Origin of the sequence: Flavobacterium galactosi, assembly GCF_048158585.1 — a bacterium.
Lineage (GTDB): Bacteria > Bacteroidota > Bacteroidia > Flavobacteriales > Flavobacteriaceae > Flavobacterium > Flavobacterium galactosi.
The window spans coordinates 51151-70080 of the sequence record NZ_JBLNKV010000004.1 but is presented as its reverse complement, the minus strand read 5'-3'; the positions used below and the strand labels follow the sequence as shown (position 1 = coordinate 70080).

The following is an 18930-nucleotide window of genomic DNA, read 5'->3' as shown; positions in this document are numbered from 1 at the left end:
TATGAATTAAAATCTAAAGTGAGAGAATGCTTTATTAGCTTCTGCCATTTTGTGAGTATCCATTCTCTTTTTTACAGCAGCACCTTCCTCTTTAGCCGCAGCTAAACATTCTGAAGCTAACCTTTGAGCCATAGATTTTTCATTTCTTCTTCTAGAATAAAGTATCAACCACTTCATCGCCATAGAAATTTTTCTATCTGGACGAATTTGCATTGGAATTTGGAATGTTGCTCCACCTACTCTACGACTACGTACTTCTACGTGAGGCATAACATTGGTTAACGCATCTTTCCAAATTTCTAATGATGGTTTCTCTGCATCTTGTTTTTTAGACTCAATGATGTCAATCGCATCATAAAATACTTTAAACGCTGTCGATTTTTTTCCATCCCACATTAAGTTGTTCACAAAACGTGTTACCAGTTGATCATTAAACCTTGGATCTGGTAAAAGTGGTCTCTTCTTTGCCGCTCTTTTTCTCATGTCTTTTTTTTAATAAAAGGTCTTACCCATACAAATGTGACTAATCACATCGCTACAAGAAATAACTTTTTAAATTACTTTTTTACTTCTTTTGGGCGTTTTGCTCCGTACTTAGATCTTCTTTGCGTTCTTCCTGCTACTCCTGACGTATCAAGCGCACCACGAACGATGTGATATCTAACTCCTGGTAAATCTTTTACCCTTCCACCCCTAACTAATACTATCGAGTGCTCTTGTAAATTGTGTCCTTCACCAGGGATGTAAGCATTCACCTCATTACCATTTGTCAAACGTACACGCGCTACTTTACGCATTGCAGAGTTTGGTTTTTTTGGTGTTGTAGTGTAAACACGCGTACAAACCCCTCTTCTTTGAGGACAAGAATCTAAAGCAACCGATTTACTCTTCTTAGTTATCTGAGTTCTTCCTGTTCTTACTAATTGTTGAATTGTTGGCATAATTAATACTAAAAATTTCTTATTATATTAAATTCCCGCTTTTTACGGGGTTGCAAATGTAGAAAATAATTTTCACTCTACAAACGTTAAACTATTAATTTTCAATAAGATTATTTTGCCGTTTGATTTTTATTACAAACCACAGATATTTGTATTACATTTATTAAAACACATACTCACTTGAAACCTTTGCTACTTTTAATTTTATTATTGAACTTTGGATTACGTTGTCCTGCCCAAAATTTTCAATTACAAATAATCGGCAACTCTGATTCTGAAACAAAAACTATTGATTCATTGAATTACAATTCAAATCATAAAAACATAAAATCTCTCCTTGACGAAACAACTGGAATATCAGACAAACTATCTAAAATTGGGTATATTGAAAACAATATAATTGAAACGATAAAAACAAAAGACTCTATTTATATTGCTAAATTGAGTTTAGGCAACAGAATCAAAACCATACATATATATATAGGTACAAATAATGAATTAAACAACTCAATAGCCCCTAACAAACCGAAAGACACCATTGTGATTCGATATGAAGAAACAGAAGCTTTCCTGAACAATATTTTACAAAAATTAGAACAAAAAGGATTTGCTTTAGCAAAATTAAAACTGATTAACATTCAAAACAGAAATCAAACCCTTTATGCTGATTTAGAATTCACATCGGACAAAAAAAGAAAATTAAATGCAATCGAAATTAAATATATTGAAAAAGACAACAAAACAAACTTCCCCAAAGGATATATAGCCCAAATCAATCACAAATACCAAAATAAAGCTTTCAATCAGAACATTGTCGATGAAGTATATAATGAATTTAAAAAATTTAAATTCATAAATCAGGTAAAATATCCTGAAATTTTATTCACAAAAGACACCACAAAAATATATGTCTATCTTGAAAAAAGGACGTCAAATACTTTTGATGGCTTCATCGGATTTTCTAACAACGGGAATAAAAAAACAACTATTAACGGCTATTTAGATATCAATCTAGAAAACACCTTAGGAGCAGGAGAACAATTTTTAATTTATTGGAAAAGCGACGGAAACAAACAAAAAACATTTAAAACTAGCATAGAATTACCCTATTTATTTAAAAGTCCAATCGGACTGAATGCTCACCTTACAATTTTCAAACAAGACAGCACCTACCAAAACACAAAAACTGGAATCGACTTAGGTTATTTTATCAATTACAATACCCGAATTTACCTAGGAATCCAATCAACCGAATCCAGCGATATACAAAATACGAACAGCAAGCAATTGAGCGATTACAAAAACTCATTCTTGACTTCAGATTTCGAATACACAAAAAACAATAACAATTCTCTATTTCCAAAAAAATCAACTCTTCTACTTACAATTGGACTTGGAAAAAGAAACTCCAATAATCTATCTGAAACAAAAAACAAACAATTTTATATCAATCTGGAAGCTATGCATAATTTTTATCTAGATAAAAAGAATAGCATCAACATAAAAAGCCAAAATTATTTTTTACAAAGCAATACTTATATAATAAATGAATTATTTCGTTTTGGAGGAATAAATTCTATACGAGGATTCGAAGAAAATAGTCTTCAAGCAAATTTTTTAACATCAATATTAACAGAATATAGACACACACTTTCCCCTAGTTTATACATTCATTCCATAATAGATTACGGCACATACGAAGACAGAACAACTGCAAAAGAAAACAATCAAAAAACGAACCTAATAGGACTGGGACTAGGATTAGGTCTACGAACAAAAAATGGATTACTGAAATTAGCTTTTGCAAACGGGAGTACTAAAATCCAAAAAATAATTTTTTATAACACTATTATTCACATATGTTATAATGTTAAATTTTGAATGCGTGCATAAAAAATCATTTCAAATGTTAGGAAAGTTAACAAATTATTAAGATTTTTGTCTCACTAATTCAAAATATTTAAAAATGAAACTAAAGTTCAATGGATTCTTAGTACTATTAGTAGTACTTGTGGCGCAACTAACTTTTGCGCAAGAAAGAGCTGTTTCAGGAACTGTTTCTGACAATACAGGAATGCCTTTACCAGGCGTGAGTGTATTAGTAAAAGGAACTAAATCTGGAACACAAACTGATTTTGATGGGAAATATTCTATCAGAGTAACTTCAAGCCAAGTCTTGATTTTTAGCTACATTGGGATGAAAACCCAAGAAATTACAGCTAGCTCAGCTACGATGAATGTGAAACTACAGGATGCTTCAATGCAACTACAAGAAGTTGTAATTACAGGAGCAGTAGGGATCAAGAAAAAGAAAGCTGCTATTACCTCTTCTTACTCTACCGTTTCCAATCAGGAATTGAAAGCAGCATCTAATCCTGATGTTGTTCGCTCTTTAGTTGGAAAGGTTTCTGGGTTAACGATCAACGGAACCAGTAATGGTGTTGGGGGTACTAACTCAATCAGAATTCGTTCTATGTTATCTTTCACAGGTAATACGGAAGCACTTGTAGTAATTGACAATGTAATCTCTACTGCAGATGTACTTGCAACATTACCGTCTGATATCATTGAAAACGTTACAGTATTAAAAGGTGCTCAAGGGGCAGCTTTATATGGTTCTCAAGGAAAACAAGGTGTTGTTTTAGTACAAACTAAAAAAGGTACTAGAGACGAAAAAATGAGTGTTACTTTTAGCTCTGGAGTAGATGTGGAAAACATTCTTTTTGTTCCTGAAAGACAACAAAAATACGGTCAAGGATGGTACAATTCTCGTGATCCCCAAGAAAACGGTGGATGGGGAGAGTTATTTGACGGTGCTATATGGGCGGAAGGAATTCCTGGGAGCCCACAAGGCGATGTTATGGCTCCATACTCTTCAAGAGGAGATGACAACATTAAAGAATTTTACCAAACTGGTACGATTTACCAAAACAATCTGAACATCAATGCTGGTGGACAAGATTCGTATTTGAACTTTAATATGGGTAACGTAAGTCGTAATTTTATTCTTCAAGGTGATCACTTAAACAGAAATAACTTCGTTTTAAGCGCTGGAAAAAAATTAAACAAACTGACTTTAGGCGGAACAGTTACTTTCACTAATCAAAGAACAAAACAAGCCAATGTGAATGCAGCGACTTCTCGTGCTGATTATACGCTTTTAACCAACTTGCTACAAGCTGCCTCTAATATTCCAATTGGTGAATTTAAAAACAGAGGTTTGTATGGATGGAATGGTTATTATCAAAATCCTTGGTGGGCAAAAGACAATAACAGATTAGAAGAGACCAGAAATTACATTAATTTTGGTGCTAATGCTGACTATGAAATAAACAAACACGTAGGGATTACCTATAATGGATCTGTTCAGTTAAGAAACAACAGTCAAATTTCTTATTCTAATGCAGGATCAGCTCCAGCAACTGCAGATGCCGATTTTTCAACTGGCTCTGAATTTTTCCAATCTAACTTTGGATCAACATTTTATTATGGAGATTTATTACTGAATTTCAACTATGAGTTAACAGAAAACATAGGAATGAAATTCAATATAGGTCAGAATATGCAATATAATTATAGCAAAAGACTTTCTCAAGGGGGAACTAATTTAGAGATTCCAGGCTTATACAATATTAATAATGTTTTAAATCCTGCTAACCCTTCTTCGATGAATAATAACACTTTTGAAACAAGATCAACAGCTACATTTGCCAATGTTGATTTTAATTACAAAGATTATTTGTTCTTAAATGCAACAGGAAGATACGAAGGAAACAGTGTAGCTAAGAAAGGAAATCAATTTTACTTTTACCCATCTGTTGGAGCATCTTTCATTCCTACTAAAGCATTTGAAGGATTACAGGGCAACTCTACTTTAAGTAATTTAAAAGTATATGCTAACTATTCAAAAATCGGTTCGTTAGACCCTGTAGGTGCATATGAAATTTTAGATTTAGCATCTACTGCTACTGGCTTCCCATTTCCTGGTACTGGAAACTCATTTAATAATAGTTCTAGCATCACTGACCCTAACATTAAACCAGAAAACTATACTACCTTAGAGGGTGGATTAAATTTTGGATTCTTTAACGACAGGTTAACTTTAGATGTTGCTGGTTACATGACGACTACAACTGATTTAATTACTGACGCTTCACTTAGTACTACAACAGGTTTGTTAACAAAAAAGACAAACTCAGGTGAGTTAAAAGGTAAAGGTGTTGAAATTGATTTAGGTTTTATGCCGGTAAGCACACCAAACTTTAAATGGAATGGTAGACTTTCATATACAGCTAATGAAACTAAAGTAATTGACGCAGGTGAGTCGACTAAAGTTGTAATAACAAATAGTGGAAATTCACAAGTAAATGCTGATATATCTGCAGTACAAGGCCTACCTTTCCCATTCATTACCGGTACTGACTGGACAAGAGACACAGAAGGACATGTAATTGTTGATGCTCAAGGAAGACCAACTCCAGATGCAAATTTCAAAAACTTAGGTCAAGTTACTCCAAAATATACTTTAGGCCTTACAAATAGCTTTGATTACAAAGGTATTGGTTTATCATTTACTATGGATTACAGAACGGGTCATCACTTTATCTCTCAAACTAAATACAACCTTACATGGAATGGACACTTAGTAGAATCGGCTGATTTCGACAGAAATGTTGGCTTCCTTTACCCAGGTTCTGTAATTGACAATCCAGCGACAGCTACAGTAGGAGATTATATCCCTAACACAAGTGTTTTGACAGGAGGTTTTTCTAGCTTGACTGGAGCAGCGAACAGAACACAGGCTTTTTACGGTGCAGCTTCAAATTTAGGTGCTCACAATTTAATTGATGCTACAGCTTTTAAAGTTAGAGAAATTGCTTTAAGCTACTCTCTTCCAAAAAGAATATTAGAAAAAGCTGGAATTGAAACCTTTAAATTTAGTGTAAATGCTAGAAATCCATTTATAATTTTGGCTAAAGGTAACAGAGGATATGCTGATCCTGAAGCTTCTAATCAAGTTAACAACACTACATCTTCTGCAGCTAAAAACCCTGCTGGTACCCTTACTAATACTTCAAGAAATGGTCTTGGTTTTATTGGTGATGCCCAATACCCATCAACACGAACTTTTGGTTTTAGTATCAATACCACTTTTTAATAATTAAATACATATATTATGAAAAAAATATTTTTAAGTAGCATGATTATGTTACTCTTATTTACGTCTTGTGAAAATTATCTCGATGTAAATGAAGACCAGTCAAACAGAGCCGGCTACAATGATCTTGCACCTAAACAAATGTTAGCTGGAGCTATAAATAACTATACAAATCATCAAATTATCACTCTAGGAAACTATGGTAACAGAGTAGCTTATGTATGGGGTTTGAATAGTGGTTTTACGTCTACAGATCCTGCTTGGACCTACATTTTTGATAGTAGTAGCTATCAAACAAATTTTGAAAGCTCATATCTTTTTGCAGATAATTTTCAAGACATTTTAGATAAAAAAAGTCAGTTTCCTGATTATTCTTATCATTATGGAATTGCAAAAGTAATGAAAGTAATGTGTATGGATTATGTAACTGCCTTGTATGGAGATGCTCCATACTCAGAAGCATTTAAATCTGATGTTACAGCCCCAAAGTATGATGATGATAAAGTAATCATCCCAGCTTTGTTCAAAGAACTTGACGAAGCAAAAGCTTATTTTAATAGTCCAAGTGCAAATGTGGTTGGTTTAGGAGCTGAAGATATTGTTTTTCATGGAGACGTTAACAAATGGAAGAAGTTTATCAACACAGTTGAATTAAGATTGTTATTGAGATTATCTAAAACAACTGATGCCGCACTTGTTACCTTAAGAACGACTCGTTTTACAGCATTAAATGCAAATAAAAATTTCGTTACAGAAGATGTAACTGTTAATCCGGGTTACAATACAAGTACTCTTAACTCAAGAACTCCAGTATTTAGAGCCTATGGCCAAAACGAATCATTTAGTGCGGCTACATCAGCTAACGCAGCTAATGCAGCTGGGGATTTTGCAGCTAGACTTGTAAATGGAACTATAAATGACGCTAATATTACAACTGGAATTGTAGACCCTCGAAGATCTAAAATATTCACTCTTGTTGGAGGTACAGTTATTGGTAATGTTCAGGGCATTTTCCCACTTACGGCAATATCAAAAATCGCATCTTTTTATCATGGACGTACAGGTGCATCTGTAGAAATTGCGAATAAAAACGGAGCTGAAAGAGACGCTTATTTAATGCAAGCTGCTGAAAGTCATTTTCTTCAAGCCGAAGCCATTGAAAGAGGTTATTTATCAGGAGTTGCCAAAACTGAATTTGATGCAGGAGTAACTTCTTCTTTCAATTTTTACAGTAGAAATTTTGGTACAATTGTAACAACCGTCCTTAATCCAACGACTTATTTAGCTAGTATTGCCGGTAAAAACGGCTTAGACTATACGGGATCTACAAATAAGATCAGCGCCATTATGACTCAGAAATATATTGCCTTAGCGGAATGGAATGGTATTGAACTATACATCGATCATATGAGAACTGGTTTCCCAGTTTTACCATTACCTTTCGGTGTTATTGCTACAACCAGACCAAATAGATTAATCTATCCAACTTCAGAATATTCTTCAAATAGTGCGAATGTTCCTGTGGTTACTAATGCTGATCTATTCACTGTAAATGCTAAAACTCCTTATTATCTTCAATAATCGAGTATTTTATTTATAGGTAGTTATTCATAAATACATCAATGTATATCATTTTATACCAAGAATCAAAACCACCAGTCAAAAACTGGTGGTTTTTTTTATATATTTGCACCATGGAAAAAGAACACCAAATATTCGGGATTAGAGCAATAATTGAAGCCATACAAGCAGGCGCAACGGTAGACAAAGTATACATTCAAAAGGAAGCAAGCAGCGAACTGATGAAAGACTTAATGAAAGTGATGAAGCGTGGCAACATTAACTTCTCTTACGTTCCTGTTGAAAAGCTTAATAGACTTACGCCTAATAACCATCAAGGTGCAGTGGCAACCATTTCTCCTATCTCCTTTTTTGATTTAGAATCGCTGATAGAATCCGTAATTGAAAACGGAAAGAAACCTTTATTTTTAATTTTGGACCAAATATCTGATGTACGTAATTTTGGTGCTATAATCAGAACTGCCGAGTGTACTGGTGTAAATGGAATTATTGTGCAAAAGGCTGGTTCCGCTCCCGTAAATGGAGATACCGTAAAAACTTCAGCTGGAGCCGTGTTTAATATTCCGATTTGTAAAGTGGAACACATTAAAGATGCTATTTTTCTTTTACAGGCAAGCGGTATTAAAACTGTAGCCGCTACAGAGAAAACAGATCAAAATATTTATGATATTTCTTTAAACGAACCTGTAGCTATTATAATGGGATCAGAAGATCGCGGTGTTAACCCATCGGTTTTAAAAATTGTGGATGAAAAAGCTAAACTACCCATGTTTGGAACTATTGGATCTTTAAATGTATCAGTTGCTTGTGGTGCTTTTTTATATGAGGCGGTAAGACAAAGGAGCTAAAAAATAGATTTGATCATACTATCGGTACACTTTAAAAAAATGAATTAAGACTCTGGTTTTAGTTCATTTTTTTCATTTAAGACAATTGTATATTCTACAGGGAAATCAGAAGAATAATAGGATAACAATTCCGTTGTTTCTTCAGGTAATGGTAGATTGACAAAATTTCCATTTGTATCGAAACGTTGCATGAATTTATCTTCCTCCGGATTGTAATCTGGTTTTTCCCAATCATATTTGATTACTTTCTTATATTCTGGTGTTTTGTAAATTAAAGACAAAACAAAACCTGTTATCAATCCAGCCAAGTGACCTTCCCAAGAAATTGCTTTTTCTCCGATGATTTCGGGGCTAGGAAAAACATACCAAACCAAACCACCATAAATAACAATAACTGCTAATGACAAAGCTACCAAACGATAATATTTTGTTTGTAAGCCTTTAAAAAAAATAAAACTCACCAAGACATAAATCAAACCACTAGCACCAATATGATAATTGTCCCTGCCAATAACCCAAGTAATCATTCCCGAAAGCAAAATTCCAAATCCAATAACTTTGACAGATTGATTGGCATAAAAAAATTGTAAAGCCCCCAATAAAATCAGTAAGGGAATTGAATTATTATAAAGATGCTCAATATCAGCGTGAATAAAAGGGCTAAAAAAAACACCTTGTAAACCCGAAAACGATCTTGGGTAAATCCCGTTTTCAACAAAATCAAAATCAAATCGGATTTCAAGCCAAAAAACAAACCACAGGAATACTACAAAAAAAAGTGGAAGTCCAACAACAGCATTAGTAAATTTGAAATGATTATCCATCAGTTTATGGTTTCGGGTTCTAGTGAATTAAGCTCAAAAATTTATCCAAAAGCAATTTAATGCTATTTTGTCATATTAAAACCAAAAGACATTTTAAAATACAGTCCTCTAGCCCAGATGATCCCGAAGTTTCGGGAGGTATCCTTTTTATCTCGTTTTTTTTAACGAGATAAAAAGATATAGTGGACAGCTGGAAATAGCTCCAAATAAAAATAGTAATTTTACAAAAGTCATATTTTCATTTATGATTGAAGAGTAACGATTTCAGATTTAAAATACAAATGGAAGCACCACTTGCAGAACGCATTCGACCTCAAAAATTAGAAGACTATATCAGTCAATCCCATTTGGTAGGGCCAAGTGGCTCATTGACTCAACAAATTATAAAAGGAATAATTCCTTCTCTAATTTTTTGGGGACCACCAGGGACGGGAAAAACGACTTTGGCACAAATTATTGCGCAGGAATCAAAGCGACCGTTTTATATTTTAAGCGCTATCAATTCAGGTGTAAAAGACATACGTGATGTTATTGAAAAAGCAAAACAAAGTGGTGGTCTTTTTACTGCAAAAAACCCCATACTATTTATTGATGAGATTCATCGTTTTAGCAAATCACAGCAGGATTCCTTATTAGCAGCAGTGGAAAAAGGCTGGATTACACTGATTGGTGCAACCACAGAAAATCCAAGTTTTGAAGTTATCCCTGCATTACTTTCGCGTTGCCAAGTTTATGTTTTAAATGCTTTTACTAAAGCTGATTTGGAAAGCTTATTAGAGCGTGCCATGAAAACGGATGCCTTTTTGGCAACGAAAAATATTATTTTGAAAGAAACGGAGGCGCTTTTGCGCCTTTCCGGGGGCGATGGACGCAAGCTATTAAATATTTTCGAACTTGTCGTAAACGCCTCTAATGAAGCTGAAATTATAATCACTAACAATCGCGTTTTCGAATTGGTACAACAAAATACCGTTTTGTATGACAAAAGCGGCGAACAACATTATGATATTGTTTCGGCTTTTATAAAATCAATTCGCGGAAGCGATCCAAACGGAGCAGTTTATTGGCTAGCAAGAATGATTGAAGGTGGTGAAGATGTAAAATTTATAGCCAGACGAATGCTTATCCTAAGTAGTGAAGATATAGGAAATGCAAATCCTACCGCTTTTATCATGGCTAATAATGCATTTCAGGCAGTTTCAACAATTGGCTACCCTGAAAGCCGAATTATATTAAGCCAATGTGCTATTTACTTAGCAACTTCCCCTAAAAGCAATGCTTCGTATCTTGCTATTGGAACAGCACAACAACTAGTGAAACAAACAGGCGATTTGCCGGTTCCAATTCATTTGCGTAATGCGCCTACTAAATTAATGAAAGAATTAGGTTATGGGGAGGAGTATAAATATTCACATGATTTTACCAATAACTTTGCGGAACAGGAATTCCTACCAAACGAACTAAGCAACAAGCCAATTTATAATCCAGGAAACAACTCCCGCGAAAACACCATTCGGGAATTTCTAAAAAACCGTTGGAAAAATAAATATGGATATTAAAAATAAAGCGATGCACTGCATCGCTTTATTTTTAATATCTCTTTTTAAATTCTAAAATTTTACGTTTATTTTTTCCGAAATTAATTTGTCATTTAGGTAATATTCAAAAAACCACTGATTACCAATTGCAATTAAAACACCTTGTGTATTTCCTTTTGTGGCAATGAAAGAATCTTTTCTAGAAGTATTATAGACTTTCATCATCACTTTTGGCGTGCTGTCTATTAATTGAAAACCCGTAGCTGTAGGTTGTGCATAAAGCAAATTTGAATTATCAACAATTGTTTTCTGTGCCGTTTCAGCTTGTTTTACCGGTTCTGACATTGGACTAACCTCGACTATTCCTTTAGAAACATTTGACACATCTGGCGCAGGAACTGCAATTGAATTACTAGTACGCGCATCATTAAATTTATATTGTAAAGCATAAACTGACACAAAAGCCTTATTCAATGCTTCGGTGTAAGCAAGTTGATAGTCTTTTTCTTTACTTATACCAATATCCGATTTAAAAATAATTTTCTTGTCACAATCCTTAAAAGTAATATAAACTTTGGTTGTTAAAAATGATTTTTCTTTCACAACGTCAAAATACAACAAACTACATCTATCATTATTTTCTTTTGGCAATTGTTCATTATCATAATATGCTTGAAAACCCGCTTTATTTAAATTAAACTTAGATAAAGTTGCCAGTCTATATTGATTATCTGTTTTAGTGAAGTCAAATTTTAATGGAATAAGCACCGCCTTATAATCATTTACAGATTGCGAGAAACAGTAACTTGAAATTAATACTATTAGGAATAGGAATCTTGTTTTCATATGTATATAATATTTGTTTTTTAATGCAATATGGTATCGCCATTCTTCATTTATGATTGTTTTTTTTTGAATCATGGCGATTTCAATTTATAAATATTTTTTTAGTTCTAATAAATGATTTACTTGTTTAATATTCTGTTCTACATCAACATTACTTTCATTAAAAAAAATGGCATCTAACCCTGCATTCAGCGCACCTTGAACATCTGCTTCAATACAATCCCCAATCATAACACTGCTTTCTTTTTTGGCTTTGGCCAAGTCAAGAGCATATTCGAAAATAATAGGATTTGGCTTTTTTACGCCTGCCATTTCAGAATTGGTAATCGTTTGAAAATAACTACCAATATTGGAATTACTTATTTTTTTAAATTGCACCTCCGCAAAACCATTGGTAATAATATGCAGTTTATATTTTTGATTTAAATATTCCAAAACCTCAAAAGTCCCGTCAAAAAGATGATTATTCTCCGGCAATCGCTGAATGTATTCTTGAGCAATATCTTCAATCTGTTGATCGGAAATAGTATAATTTATTGCATCAAAAGAATGCTTCAACCGGTTGTAACGCAATTCAGCATGCGTAATTTTATCGTATTGATATAACTTCCAGCATGCTTGATTTATGGGCACATATTTTTCAATGAACTCTTTGGTTTCAATTGTTGGATGATTTTTATTGAAAATAGTATCAAACGTCAATTCAGAATTTCTGTCGAAATCCCAAAGTGTATGATCTAAATCAAAGAAAACGTCTTTTATAATGGTATGTTTCATTTTAAATTTTTAAAATATTCCCTCATCAACAAAGCTAAAATAACTGGTTTCGGTCACAATAAGATGATCCAATACTTTTATTTCTAAGCTATCTCCTGCAAGTTTCAGTTTCCGTGTAATTTGTTTGTCGGCATCACTGGGAAGTAATGTTCCCGAAGGATGATTGTGACACAAAATCAATCCTGTTGCACCCATTTCAAGTGCTGTTTTAAAAACCAATCGTACATCAACCAAAGTTCCTGTCATACCGCCTTTACTCAATTGTGATTTTGAAATAACTTTATTTGAATTATTTAAATATACAATCCAAAATTCCTCGTGTGGCAACTCCCCAATAATAGGCTGCATGATTTCGAAAATTGTTTTGCTGGAAGTAATTTTTGTTAACTCAACAGCATCCTCCGCTCTTCTCCTTCTTCCTAGTTCTAAAGCGGCAATTATTGAAATTGCTTTGGCTTCGCCTATTCCTTTAAAATTAATTAATTGCGAAATAGACAATTTTCCTAACGCATTCAAATTATTATTAACACTCCCTAAAATTCGTTTACTCAAATCAACTGCAGATTCGTTACGACTTCCTGAACCAATTAAAATAGCAATCAGTTCCGCATCAGTCAAAACACTTTTGCCTTTGAGCATTAGTTTTTCTCGTGGTTTGTCGTCTTCGGACCAGTTCGTTATTGGGAAAAAAGAATTTTCAGGCATAGGCTTGTCTCTTAAATTTGTTTTTTCATGCAAATGCTATTTTTTAAACCCACATAAGGTGGATAGTTATCAACAATAGTATAGCCTACTTTTTGATACAAACCAATCGCTTCTTTTTGTTTGTATAAGGTTTCTAAAACACAGACAGAAAAACCTAATTCATGTGCCCAAAGTTCCAGTTCTTTTATTATTTTTTGTGCGAGTCCCATCCCTCTTGCTTCAGGAGAAACAAACATACGTTTTAATTCAATTGTATTTGTATCATATTTCTTAAAACACCCGCAAGCTACAGGCTTATTTTCGAGATAAATAACAATAACATTAGGATTTAATTCAATGACATTATTCCCCCAATAATTTGTTTTTAATTCTGGGTAACGCTCCCATAAACTTTTATCTAATGCAGCAATCAGATTCACAAAATCTTGATTCTCGCTGTTAGTCTTACTACTTTCTATTTTATCATTCATTCTGTTTTTTATTTCATCAACTCTTTGACTTCATCAAAATTCAGTCCTCCATAATTACCGGAACTCATCAATAATAAAGCTGAATTCTCAAAATTTAAATGAAACAAATAATCTTTGAAATCTTTTGGATTCGTATAAATGATTAAATCTTTTCTATTGAATGCACTTGCTATTTGTTCATAAGTCACTTCTTCCAACTGCTTAATTTTTACTGCATCCGGTGAATAGAAAACAACTGCTTTATCAGCATATTCTAATGCGCCTTCATATTCTTTTAAAAATTCAGCATTCAAGCTGCTATACGTATGCAATTCTAAACAAGCCACCAAAGTTCTATTTGGATATTGTTCTTTTACGGCTTTTGTAGTTGCCGCCACTTTACTTGGTGAATGGGCAAAATCTTTGTAAGCAACTTTAGTTTTACTTTCAGCAATTTTTTCCAATCGTTTTGACGCGCCTTTAAAACTCGCGATAGCTTCGTAAAAATCGGCTTCATCGACTCCCATATTTTGGCAAATCCATTTGGCTCCAGCCAAATTATTAAGATTATGTGCTCCAAAAACTTCAATCGGCATGTCGCCTTCCGGAGTTTCGAGAAGCGTAATGCCATCATTTACGGTATATTTTGGTGTATGATACGCTAATTTTCGGATTGGATTTGTAGCGGCTTCGGCAACACGTTTAACTTCGGAATCCTCTTCATTGTATACTAAAATCCCACCATTGGTAATTTTGCCAATAAAAATTTCAAACTGTTCCACATAATTTTCATACGTTGGAAAAACATTGATATGATCCCAAGCAATTCCAGAAATTAAAGCAATATTCGGCTGGTATAAATGAAACTTTGGTCTTCTGTCTATTGGCGAAGACAAATATTCATCTCCTTCCAAAACAATAAAATCATTTTCCTCAGTAAGATGCACCATCGTGTCAAATCCTTCCAATTGTGCGCCAACCATATAATCAACCGCTATATCATGGTAATGCATCACATGAAGAATCATTGAAGTTATGGTTGTTTTTCCATGAGAACCACCAATTACAACGCGCGTTTTATTTTTGGATTGTTCGTAAAGAAATTCAGGATAAGAATATATTTTCAATCCTAATTCCTGTGCTTTCAACAATTCCGGATTATCAGCTTTGGCATGCATTCCTAATATTACTGCTTCGATATCTGAGGTAATTTTTTCAGTAAACCATCCTAATTCCGGAGGCAAAATTCCTTTTTTATCTAATCTTGATTTTGATGGTTCAAAAATAGCATCATCACTTCCTGTAACTTGATACCCTTTGTTGTGTAATGCTAAAGCGAGATTGTGCATGGCACTTCCTCCGATAGCTATAAAATGTGTACGCATTAAGTTTGTGTTTTATAGTTGTTGAATTCGAAACAAATTAGAAATTAATCTTAACTTATTTATCCTTTTTTATTTTTATATTCTTCTAAAACTGATTTTGCTTTTTCAGGTTCGTTCATCTTATTTTTGTACAAATTGGCCAGCTTTTGATAGCTCATTTTTGAACCGCCTATAGCAATTGCTTTTTTGTAGTTTTGTTCTGCATTTTTATATCTTTTAAAATATTCGTCAATATGTCCTTTAGATAAATAGCCGTCAATGGGTGACAACCGAAATAATTCATTCGAATATTTCACAGCCTTAGACTCGCTACCGCCAATGATTCCCGGCAACTGAATATACAACTCTATCAATGCCCAACGTGCCTCAATGTGCTTAGGATTGAGAACTATTGCTTTTTCAAAAGACCCTTTAACTTCATCAATCATTCCAAGAGCCTTGAATTTACTAACCTGACTTGCTTTCATGCCAAGAGCTCCTCCATATTTATAATAATAATTGGCTTCCGAAGGTTTCAATTGCTTCAGTTTTTTATAATATCCTATCGCTGTATCCCATGATTTATTTCGTCCAGCAATATCTCCCAGATATTCGATTGTTTTAAGACTAGACGGATTACTTTTTAGAAAATTTTCAAAAACAGGTCGCGCCTGATCAAATTTTTCCTTTTTAAATAATTTTTCTGCGACATCAAAACTGGATTGTGACCAAATCATCAAAGGAAGTAATAAAAAGAAGTATGCCATTTTTTTCATCCTTCAAAAATAAGGAAATTTTGAAGTATTAAACAGATTTTTTTAAGCTAAAAAGCCCCTCAATTAAAAAAGGAAATATAATGAATAAGAAACATTAACATAACATAGTGGTCTTACTTTCGTAAAAACTAAAAATGAAAAGAAAGAGAAAAATTCCTTTAGTAGTATTAAGCGATGTACACTTAGGAACATATGGTTGTCATGCAAAAGAATTGTTACAGTATTTAAAATCGATAAATCCTCAAACATTAGTTTTAAATGGAGATATTATCGATATGTGGAGTTTTAGTAAAAGCTATTTTCCAGCCTCGCATATGAATGTATTGAGACAAATTATAAAAATGTCTAATCTAGGTACTCGGGTAATCTACATAACCGGAAATCACGATGAAGCTTTACGAAAATACTCTGATTTTATTTTAGGAAATTTCGAATTGGCTGATAAATTAATTCTGGATTTAGACGGCAAAAAAACGTGGATTTTTCATGGAGATGTATTCGATTCCTCTACTCAAGGCTATGCCAAAATACTGGCTAAACTTGGCGGCAAAGGTTATGATTTATTGATTTTAATCAACAGTTTGATTAATTGGTTTTTGGGCATTTTAGGCAAAGAAAAAAGAAGCTACTCCAAAATGATTAAAGACAGTGTCAAGAAAGCGGTTTCCTTTATATCTAATTTTGAAACTACAGCGGCAGAAATAGCCATCCAAAAAAAATACAGTTACGTAGTTTGCGGCCACATCCATAAACCCCAGATGAAGGAAATAGAAAATGAACACGGAAAAGTGATGTACTTGAATAGTGGTGATTGGATTGAAAACCTTACGGCATTAGAATATAAAAAACAAAAATGGAGCCTTTATCATTATAAAACAGAGCATTATAATGACACTGAATCTCATGAAGAAAAAATAGTCAATGACATTGTCAATAAAATTCTCTCTTAAAAAACAGCATTTTTAAAAAACATTAGACGCATCCTAAAATCAAAATATACAGTAATGAAAATATTTTATGCCATTCAGGCAACCGGTAATGGTCACATCAGCAGAGCTGTACAATTATATCCTTACCTACAAAAATTTGGCGAAGTTGATTTTTTTATGAGTGGCAACAATGCCAGTCTGGATGTCAATTTGCCTATAAAATTCAAAAGCGAAGGCTGTAGCCTACATTACAGTAAATGCGGCGGTTTGAATTATTGGGATATTGCCAAAAACGTTAAACCAAAACAAATCTATAAAGACGCGAATTCTTTACCGCTGAAAAACTATGATGTAGTCATCAATGATTTTGATTCTATTACATCTTTGGCCTGTAAATTACAAAAGGTCCATTCCATACAATTTGGACATCAAGCCAGTTTTATATCTCCTTTAACTCCCAGACCTGAAAAAAAGAGTCTTATTGGAGAAATGATTCTGAAACATTATGCACCTTCTCCTCAGTACATTGGTTTGCATTTTGATAAATACGACTCCTTTATACGTCCTCCGATTATCAAAGATGAAATCCTAAATGCCGAACCCAAAAACAAAGGTCATATTACCGTTTATTTGCCTTCTTTTCAAAAAGATTGCTTAGAGAAAGCATTCAACAAGCTTCCTAACTTCTCTTTTCATTGGTTTTTGAATGATGTAAAAACCAAACACACCATAAAAAACGTTACTTATTTTCCAGTGAATCAAGAATACTTCAATAAAAGTCTCATAAATTGTGAAGGAATCATTACTGGCGGAGGATTTGAAACGCCCGCTGAAGCATTATATTTAGAAAAAAAAATACTCTCTATTCCTATTCGGAAGCACTATGAACAAGAATGCAATGCAGCGGCTCTCAAAAAAATGGGGGTACCTGTCCTTTATGATGTTGGGGATGATTTTTATTTAACAATAGAAAACTGGCTTGATTCTCCTATAAAATACCCAAAAATACAAGCCAATAATATCCCTGAAACCTTGCAATTTTTATTTGACACTTATAATAAATAACTGAATCAAATAAATCATAAAAACAGAAAAGGTGCTCTTTTCAGAACACCTTTTCCTATAATTTTTTAAAATGTTAGTCATTCAACATTTTCCATAATTTGTCTTTCAATTCGGTCAAGCCTTGTTGAGCCACAGATGAAATAAACATATAAGGAATGTCTTTGAAAGCAACGTCTAATTCGACTTTCAATTCTGCTTTCAACTCATCATCGAGCATATCGCATTTTGAAATCACCAACAAACGCTCTTTGTCAAGCATTTCTGGATTGTATTTTGTCAATTCGTTTACCAAAATATCATATTCTGCTTTGATGTCTGGAGTATCCACTGGAACTAAAAACAATAACGTTGAATTGCGTTCAATATGTCGCAAGAAATAATGCCCAAGACCTTTCCCCTCCGCAGCACCTTCAATAATTCCTGGAATATCAGCTATAACAAAAGATTGAAAATCTCTGTACGCCACGATTCCAAGATTTGGTTTTAGAGTAGTAAACGGATAATCCGCTATTTTTGGTTTAGCTGAAGTCAGTACTGATAGCAATGTTGATTTTCCTGCATTAGGAAAACCTACTAAACCTACATCGGCTAGCACTTTTAGTTCAAGAATAACATCCATTTCTGCACCAGGCAATCCCGGCTGTGAGTATCTTGGTGTTTGATTGGTTGAACTTCTAAAATGCCAGTTCCCTAATCCACCTTTTCCACCTCGAGAAAGTATTTGTTTTTCACCGTCTTCGGTAATTTCAAATAATATTTCTCCGGTTTCTTTATCTTTTACAACTGTTCCCAGCGGAACTTCAATGAATTTATCATCCCCATCAGCGCCCGTGCTTCTGTCTCCACTACCATCTCCACCATTACCAGCTTTAATATGTCGGGCAAATTTAAGGTGAAACAATGTCCAAAGACCTTTGTTACCAACTAAAAAAACATGACCACCACGACCACCATCACCACCATCAGGACCACCTTTTTCAATAAATTTTTCTCTATGCAAATGCGTAGACCCTTTTCCTCCTTTTCCGGAAGAAACATATATTTTAACGTAATCTACAAAATTCCCTTCAGTCATTTTTTTTAATTTCAGATTTCAGCTTTCGGATTTCGGATTGAAAAAAATTCAAAC

Annotated in this window: 17 protein-coding genes; 7 read left to right on the top strand and 10 right to left on the bottom strand. The window is 33.7% G+C overall.

The window, feature by feature from the left end:
• Window positions 1–6 precede the first annotated feature (6 nt).
• Window positions 7–483, bottom strand: coding sequence for a 30S ribosomal protein S7 (gene rpsG, locus ACM55M_RS09325; RefSeq protein ID WP_035668130.1), 477 nt, complete (start codon window positions 481–483; stop codon window positions 7–9).
• A gap of 74 nt (window positions 484–557) precedes the next feature.
• Window positions 558–941: a 30S ribosomal protein S12 gene (rpsL, locus tag ACM55M_RS09320; protein ID WP_144893908.1), complete on the bottom strand. Its 384-nt coding sequence runs from the start codon at window positions 939–941 to the stop codon at window positions 558–560.
• A gap of 297 nt (window positions 942–1238) precedes the next feature.
• Here rpsL and ACM55M_RS09315 point away from each other — a divergent pair, with 297 nt between their 5' ends.
• The 4 genes from ACM55M_RS09315 (at window position 1239) to rlmB (ending at window position 8528) form a co-directional block, all read left to right on the top strand.
• Window positions 1239–2822, top strand: coding sequence for a BamA/TamA family outer membrane protein (locus ACM55M_RS09315; protein ID WP_416857329.1), 1584 nt, complete (start codon window positions 1239–1241; stop codon window positions 2820–2822).
• A gap of 85 nt (window positions 2823–2907) precedes the next feature.
• Window positions 2908–6099 carry a SusC/RagA family TonB-linked outer membrane protein gene (locus ACM55M_RS09310; protein ID WP_416857327.1) on the top strand — a complete coding sequence of 1064 codons (3192 nt, stop codon included), beginning with the start codon at window positions 2908–2910 and terminating at the stop codon, window positions 6097–6099.
• Between the two features lie 18 nt (window positions 6100–6117).
• On the top strand, window positions 6118–7680 hold the full coding sequence (locus tag ACM55M_RS09305; RefSeq protein WP_416857326.1) for a SusD/RagB family nutrient-binding outer membrane lipoprotein: 1563 nt from the start codon (window positions 6118–6120) through the stop codon (window positions 7678–7680).
• Window positions 7681–7793: 113 nt separating this feature from the next.
• Window positions 7794–8528 carry a 23S rRNA (guanosine(2251)-2'-O)-methyltransferase RlmB gene (gene rlmB, locus ACM55M_RS09300; protein WP_416857325.1) on the top strand — a complete coding sequence of 245 codons (735 nt, stop codon included), beginning with the start codon at window positions 7794–7796 and terminating at the stop codon, window positions 8526–8528.
• 44 nt (window positions 8529–8572) lie between these two features.
• Here the strand turns inward: rlmB and ACM55M_RS09295 are convergent, their stop codons facing one another.
• A complete protein-coding gene (locus ACM55M_RS09295; protein WP_416857324.1) occupies window positions 8573–9352 on the bottom strand; it encodes a rhomboid family intramembrane serine protease in 780 nt (259 codons plus the stop codon).
• Between the two features lie 281 nt (window positions 9353–9633).
• Between ACM55M_RS09295 and ACM55M_RS09290 the strand changes: the two genes are divergently transcribed.
• Window positions 9634–10911 (top strand): replication-associated recombination protein A, encoded by a 1278-nt coding sequence (locus tag ACM55M_RS09290; protein WP_416857323.1) that lies wholly within the window; start codon window positions 9634–9636, stop codon window positions 10909–10911.
• 51 nt (window positions 10912–10962) lie between these two features.
• On the opposite strand, the gene ACM55M_RS09285 is transcribed toward ACM55M_RS09290, so the two are convergent.
• The 6 genes from ACM55M_RS09285 to ACM55M_RS09260 are packed head-to-tail and all read right to left on the bottom strand — an operon-like array spanning window position 10963 to window position 15798.
• On the bottom strand, window positions 10963–11811 hold the full coding sequence (locus ACM55M_RS09285; protein ID WP_416857322.1) for a hypothetical protein: 849 nt from the start codon (window positions 11809–11811) through the stop codon (window positions 10963–10965).
• Between the two features lie 12 nt (window positions 11812–11823).
• Entirely contained in the window at window positions 11824–12513 is a 690-nt protein-coding gene (locus tag ACM55M_RS09280) for a YjjG family noncanonical pyrimidine nucleotidase (RefSeq protein ID WP_416857321.1), read from the bottom strand.
• 9 nt (window positions 12514–12522) lie between these two features.
• On the bottom strand, window positions 12523–13218 hold the full coding sequence (gene radC, locus ACM55M_RS09275) for a RadC family protein (protein WP_416857775.1): 696 nt from the start codon (window positions 13216–13218) through the stop codon (window positions 12523–12525).
• A gap of 11 nt (window positions 13219–13229) precedes the next feature.
• Window positions 13230–13688, bottom strand: a complete 459-nt coding sequence (locus ACM55M_RS09270; RefSeq protein ID WP_416857320.1) for a GNAT family N-acetyltransferase — start codon at window positions 13686–13688, stop codon at window positions 13230–13232.
• 8 nt (window positions 13689–13696) lie between these two features.
• Entirely contained in the window at window positions 13697–15052 is a 1356-nt protein-coding gene (locus ACM55M_RS09265; protein ID WP_416857319.1) for a UDP-N-acetylmuramate--L-alanine ligase, read from the bottom strand.
• Window positions 15053–15111: 59 nt separating this feature from the next.
• The gene (locus tag ACM55M_RS09260) at window positions 15112–15798 is read right to left on the bottom strand and encodes a tetratricopeptide repeat protein (protein WP_416857318.1); all 687 of its coding nucleotides are present in this window, start codon (window positions 15796–15798) and stop codon (window positions 15112–15114) included.
• A 143-nt stretch (window positions 15799–15941) separates the two neighbouring features.
• On the opposite strand from ACM55M_RS09260, the gene ACM55M_RS09255 reads away from it, so the two are divergent.
• Both ACM55M_RS09255 and ACM55M_RS09250 read left to right on the top strand, forming a co-directional pair.
• Entirely contained in the window at window positions 15942–16757 is an 816-nt protein-coding gene (locus ACM55M_RS09255; RefSeq protein WP_416857317.1) for a UDP-2,3-diacylglucosamine diphosphatase, read from the top strand.
• Between the two features lie 54 nt (window positions 16758–16811).
• Window positions 16812–17801 carry a glycosyltransferase family protein gene (locus ACM55M_RS09250; protein ID WP_416857316.1) on the top strand — a complete coding sequence of 330 codons (990 nt, stop codon included), beginning with the start codon at window positions 16812–16814 and terminating at the stop codon, window positions 17799–17801.
• A 73-nt stretch (window positions 17802–17874) separates the two neighbouring features.
• Here ACM55M_RS09250 and obgE read toward each other — a convergent pair whose 3' ends face one another.
• Window positions 17875–18876 (bottom strand): GTPase ObgE, encoded by a 1002-nt coding sequence (gene obgE / locus ACM55M_RS09245; protein WP_416850267.1) that lies wholly within the window; start codon window positions 18874–18876, stop codon window positions 17875–17877.
• Window positions 18877–18930: the final 54 nt, after the last annotated feature.

Coding starts and splice junctions, on each gene's coding strand:
- rpsG (WP_035668130.1), bottom strand. CDS start 483: ATGAGAAAAAGAGCGGCAAAGAAGAGACCACTTTTACCAGATCCAAGG.
- rpsL (WP_144893908.1), bottom strand. CDS start 941: ATGCCAACAATTCAACAATTAGTAAGAACAGGAAGAACTCAGATAACT.
- ACM55M_RS09310 (WP_416857327.1), top strand. CDS start 2,908: ATGAAACTAAAGTTCAATGGATTCTTAGTACTATTAGTAGTACTTGTG.
- ACM55M_RS09305 (WP_416857326.1), top strand. CDS start 6,118: ATGAAAAAAATATTTTTAAGTAGCATGATTATGTTACTCTTATTTACG.
- rlmB (WP_416857325.1), top strand. CDS start 7,794: ATGGAAAAAGAACACCAAATATTCGGGATTAGAGCAATAATTGAAGCC.
- ACM55M_RS09295 (WP_416857324.1), bottom strand. CDS start 9,352: ATGGATAATCATTTCAAATTTACTAATGCTGTTGTTGGACTTCCACTT.
- ACM55M_RS09290 (WP_416857323.1), top strand. CDS start 9,634: ATGGAAGCACCACTTGCAGAACGCATTCGACCTCAAAAATTAGAAGAC.
- ACM55M_RS09285 (WP_416857322.1), bottom strand. CDS start 11,811: ATGATTCAAAAAAAAACAATCATAAATGAAGAATGGCGATACCATATT.
- ACM55M_RS09280 (WP_416857321.1), bottom strand. CDS start 12,513: ATGAAACATACCATTATAAAAGACGTTTTCTTTGATTTAGATCATACA.
- radC (WP_416857775.1), bottom strand. CDS start 13,218: ATGCCTGAAAATTCTTTTTTCCCAATAACGAACTGGTCCGAAGACGAC.
- ACM55M_RS09270 (WP_416857320.1), bottom strand. CDS start 13,688: ATGAATGATAAAATAGAAAGTAGTAAGACTAACAGCGAGAATCAAGAT.
- ACM55M_RS09265 (WP_416857319.1), bottom strand. CDS start 15,052: ATGCGTACACATTTTATAGCTATCGGAGGAAGTGCCATGCACAATCTC.
- ACM55M_RS09260 (WP_416857318.1), bottom strand. CDS start 15,798: ATGGCATACTTCTTTTTATTACTTCCTTTGATGATTTGGTCACAATCC.
- ACM55M_RS09255 (WP_416857317.1), top strand. CDS start 15,942: ATGAAAAGAAAGAGAAAAATTCCTTTAGTAGTATTAAGCGATGTACAC.
- ACM55M_RS09250 (WP_416857316.1), top strand. CDS start 16,812: ATGAAAATATTTTATGCCATTCAGGCAACCGGTAATGGTCACATCAGC.
- obgE (WP_416850267.1), bottom strand. CDS start 18,876: ATGACTGAAGGGAATTTTGTAGATTACGTTAAAATATATGTTTCTTCC.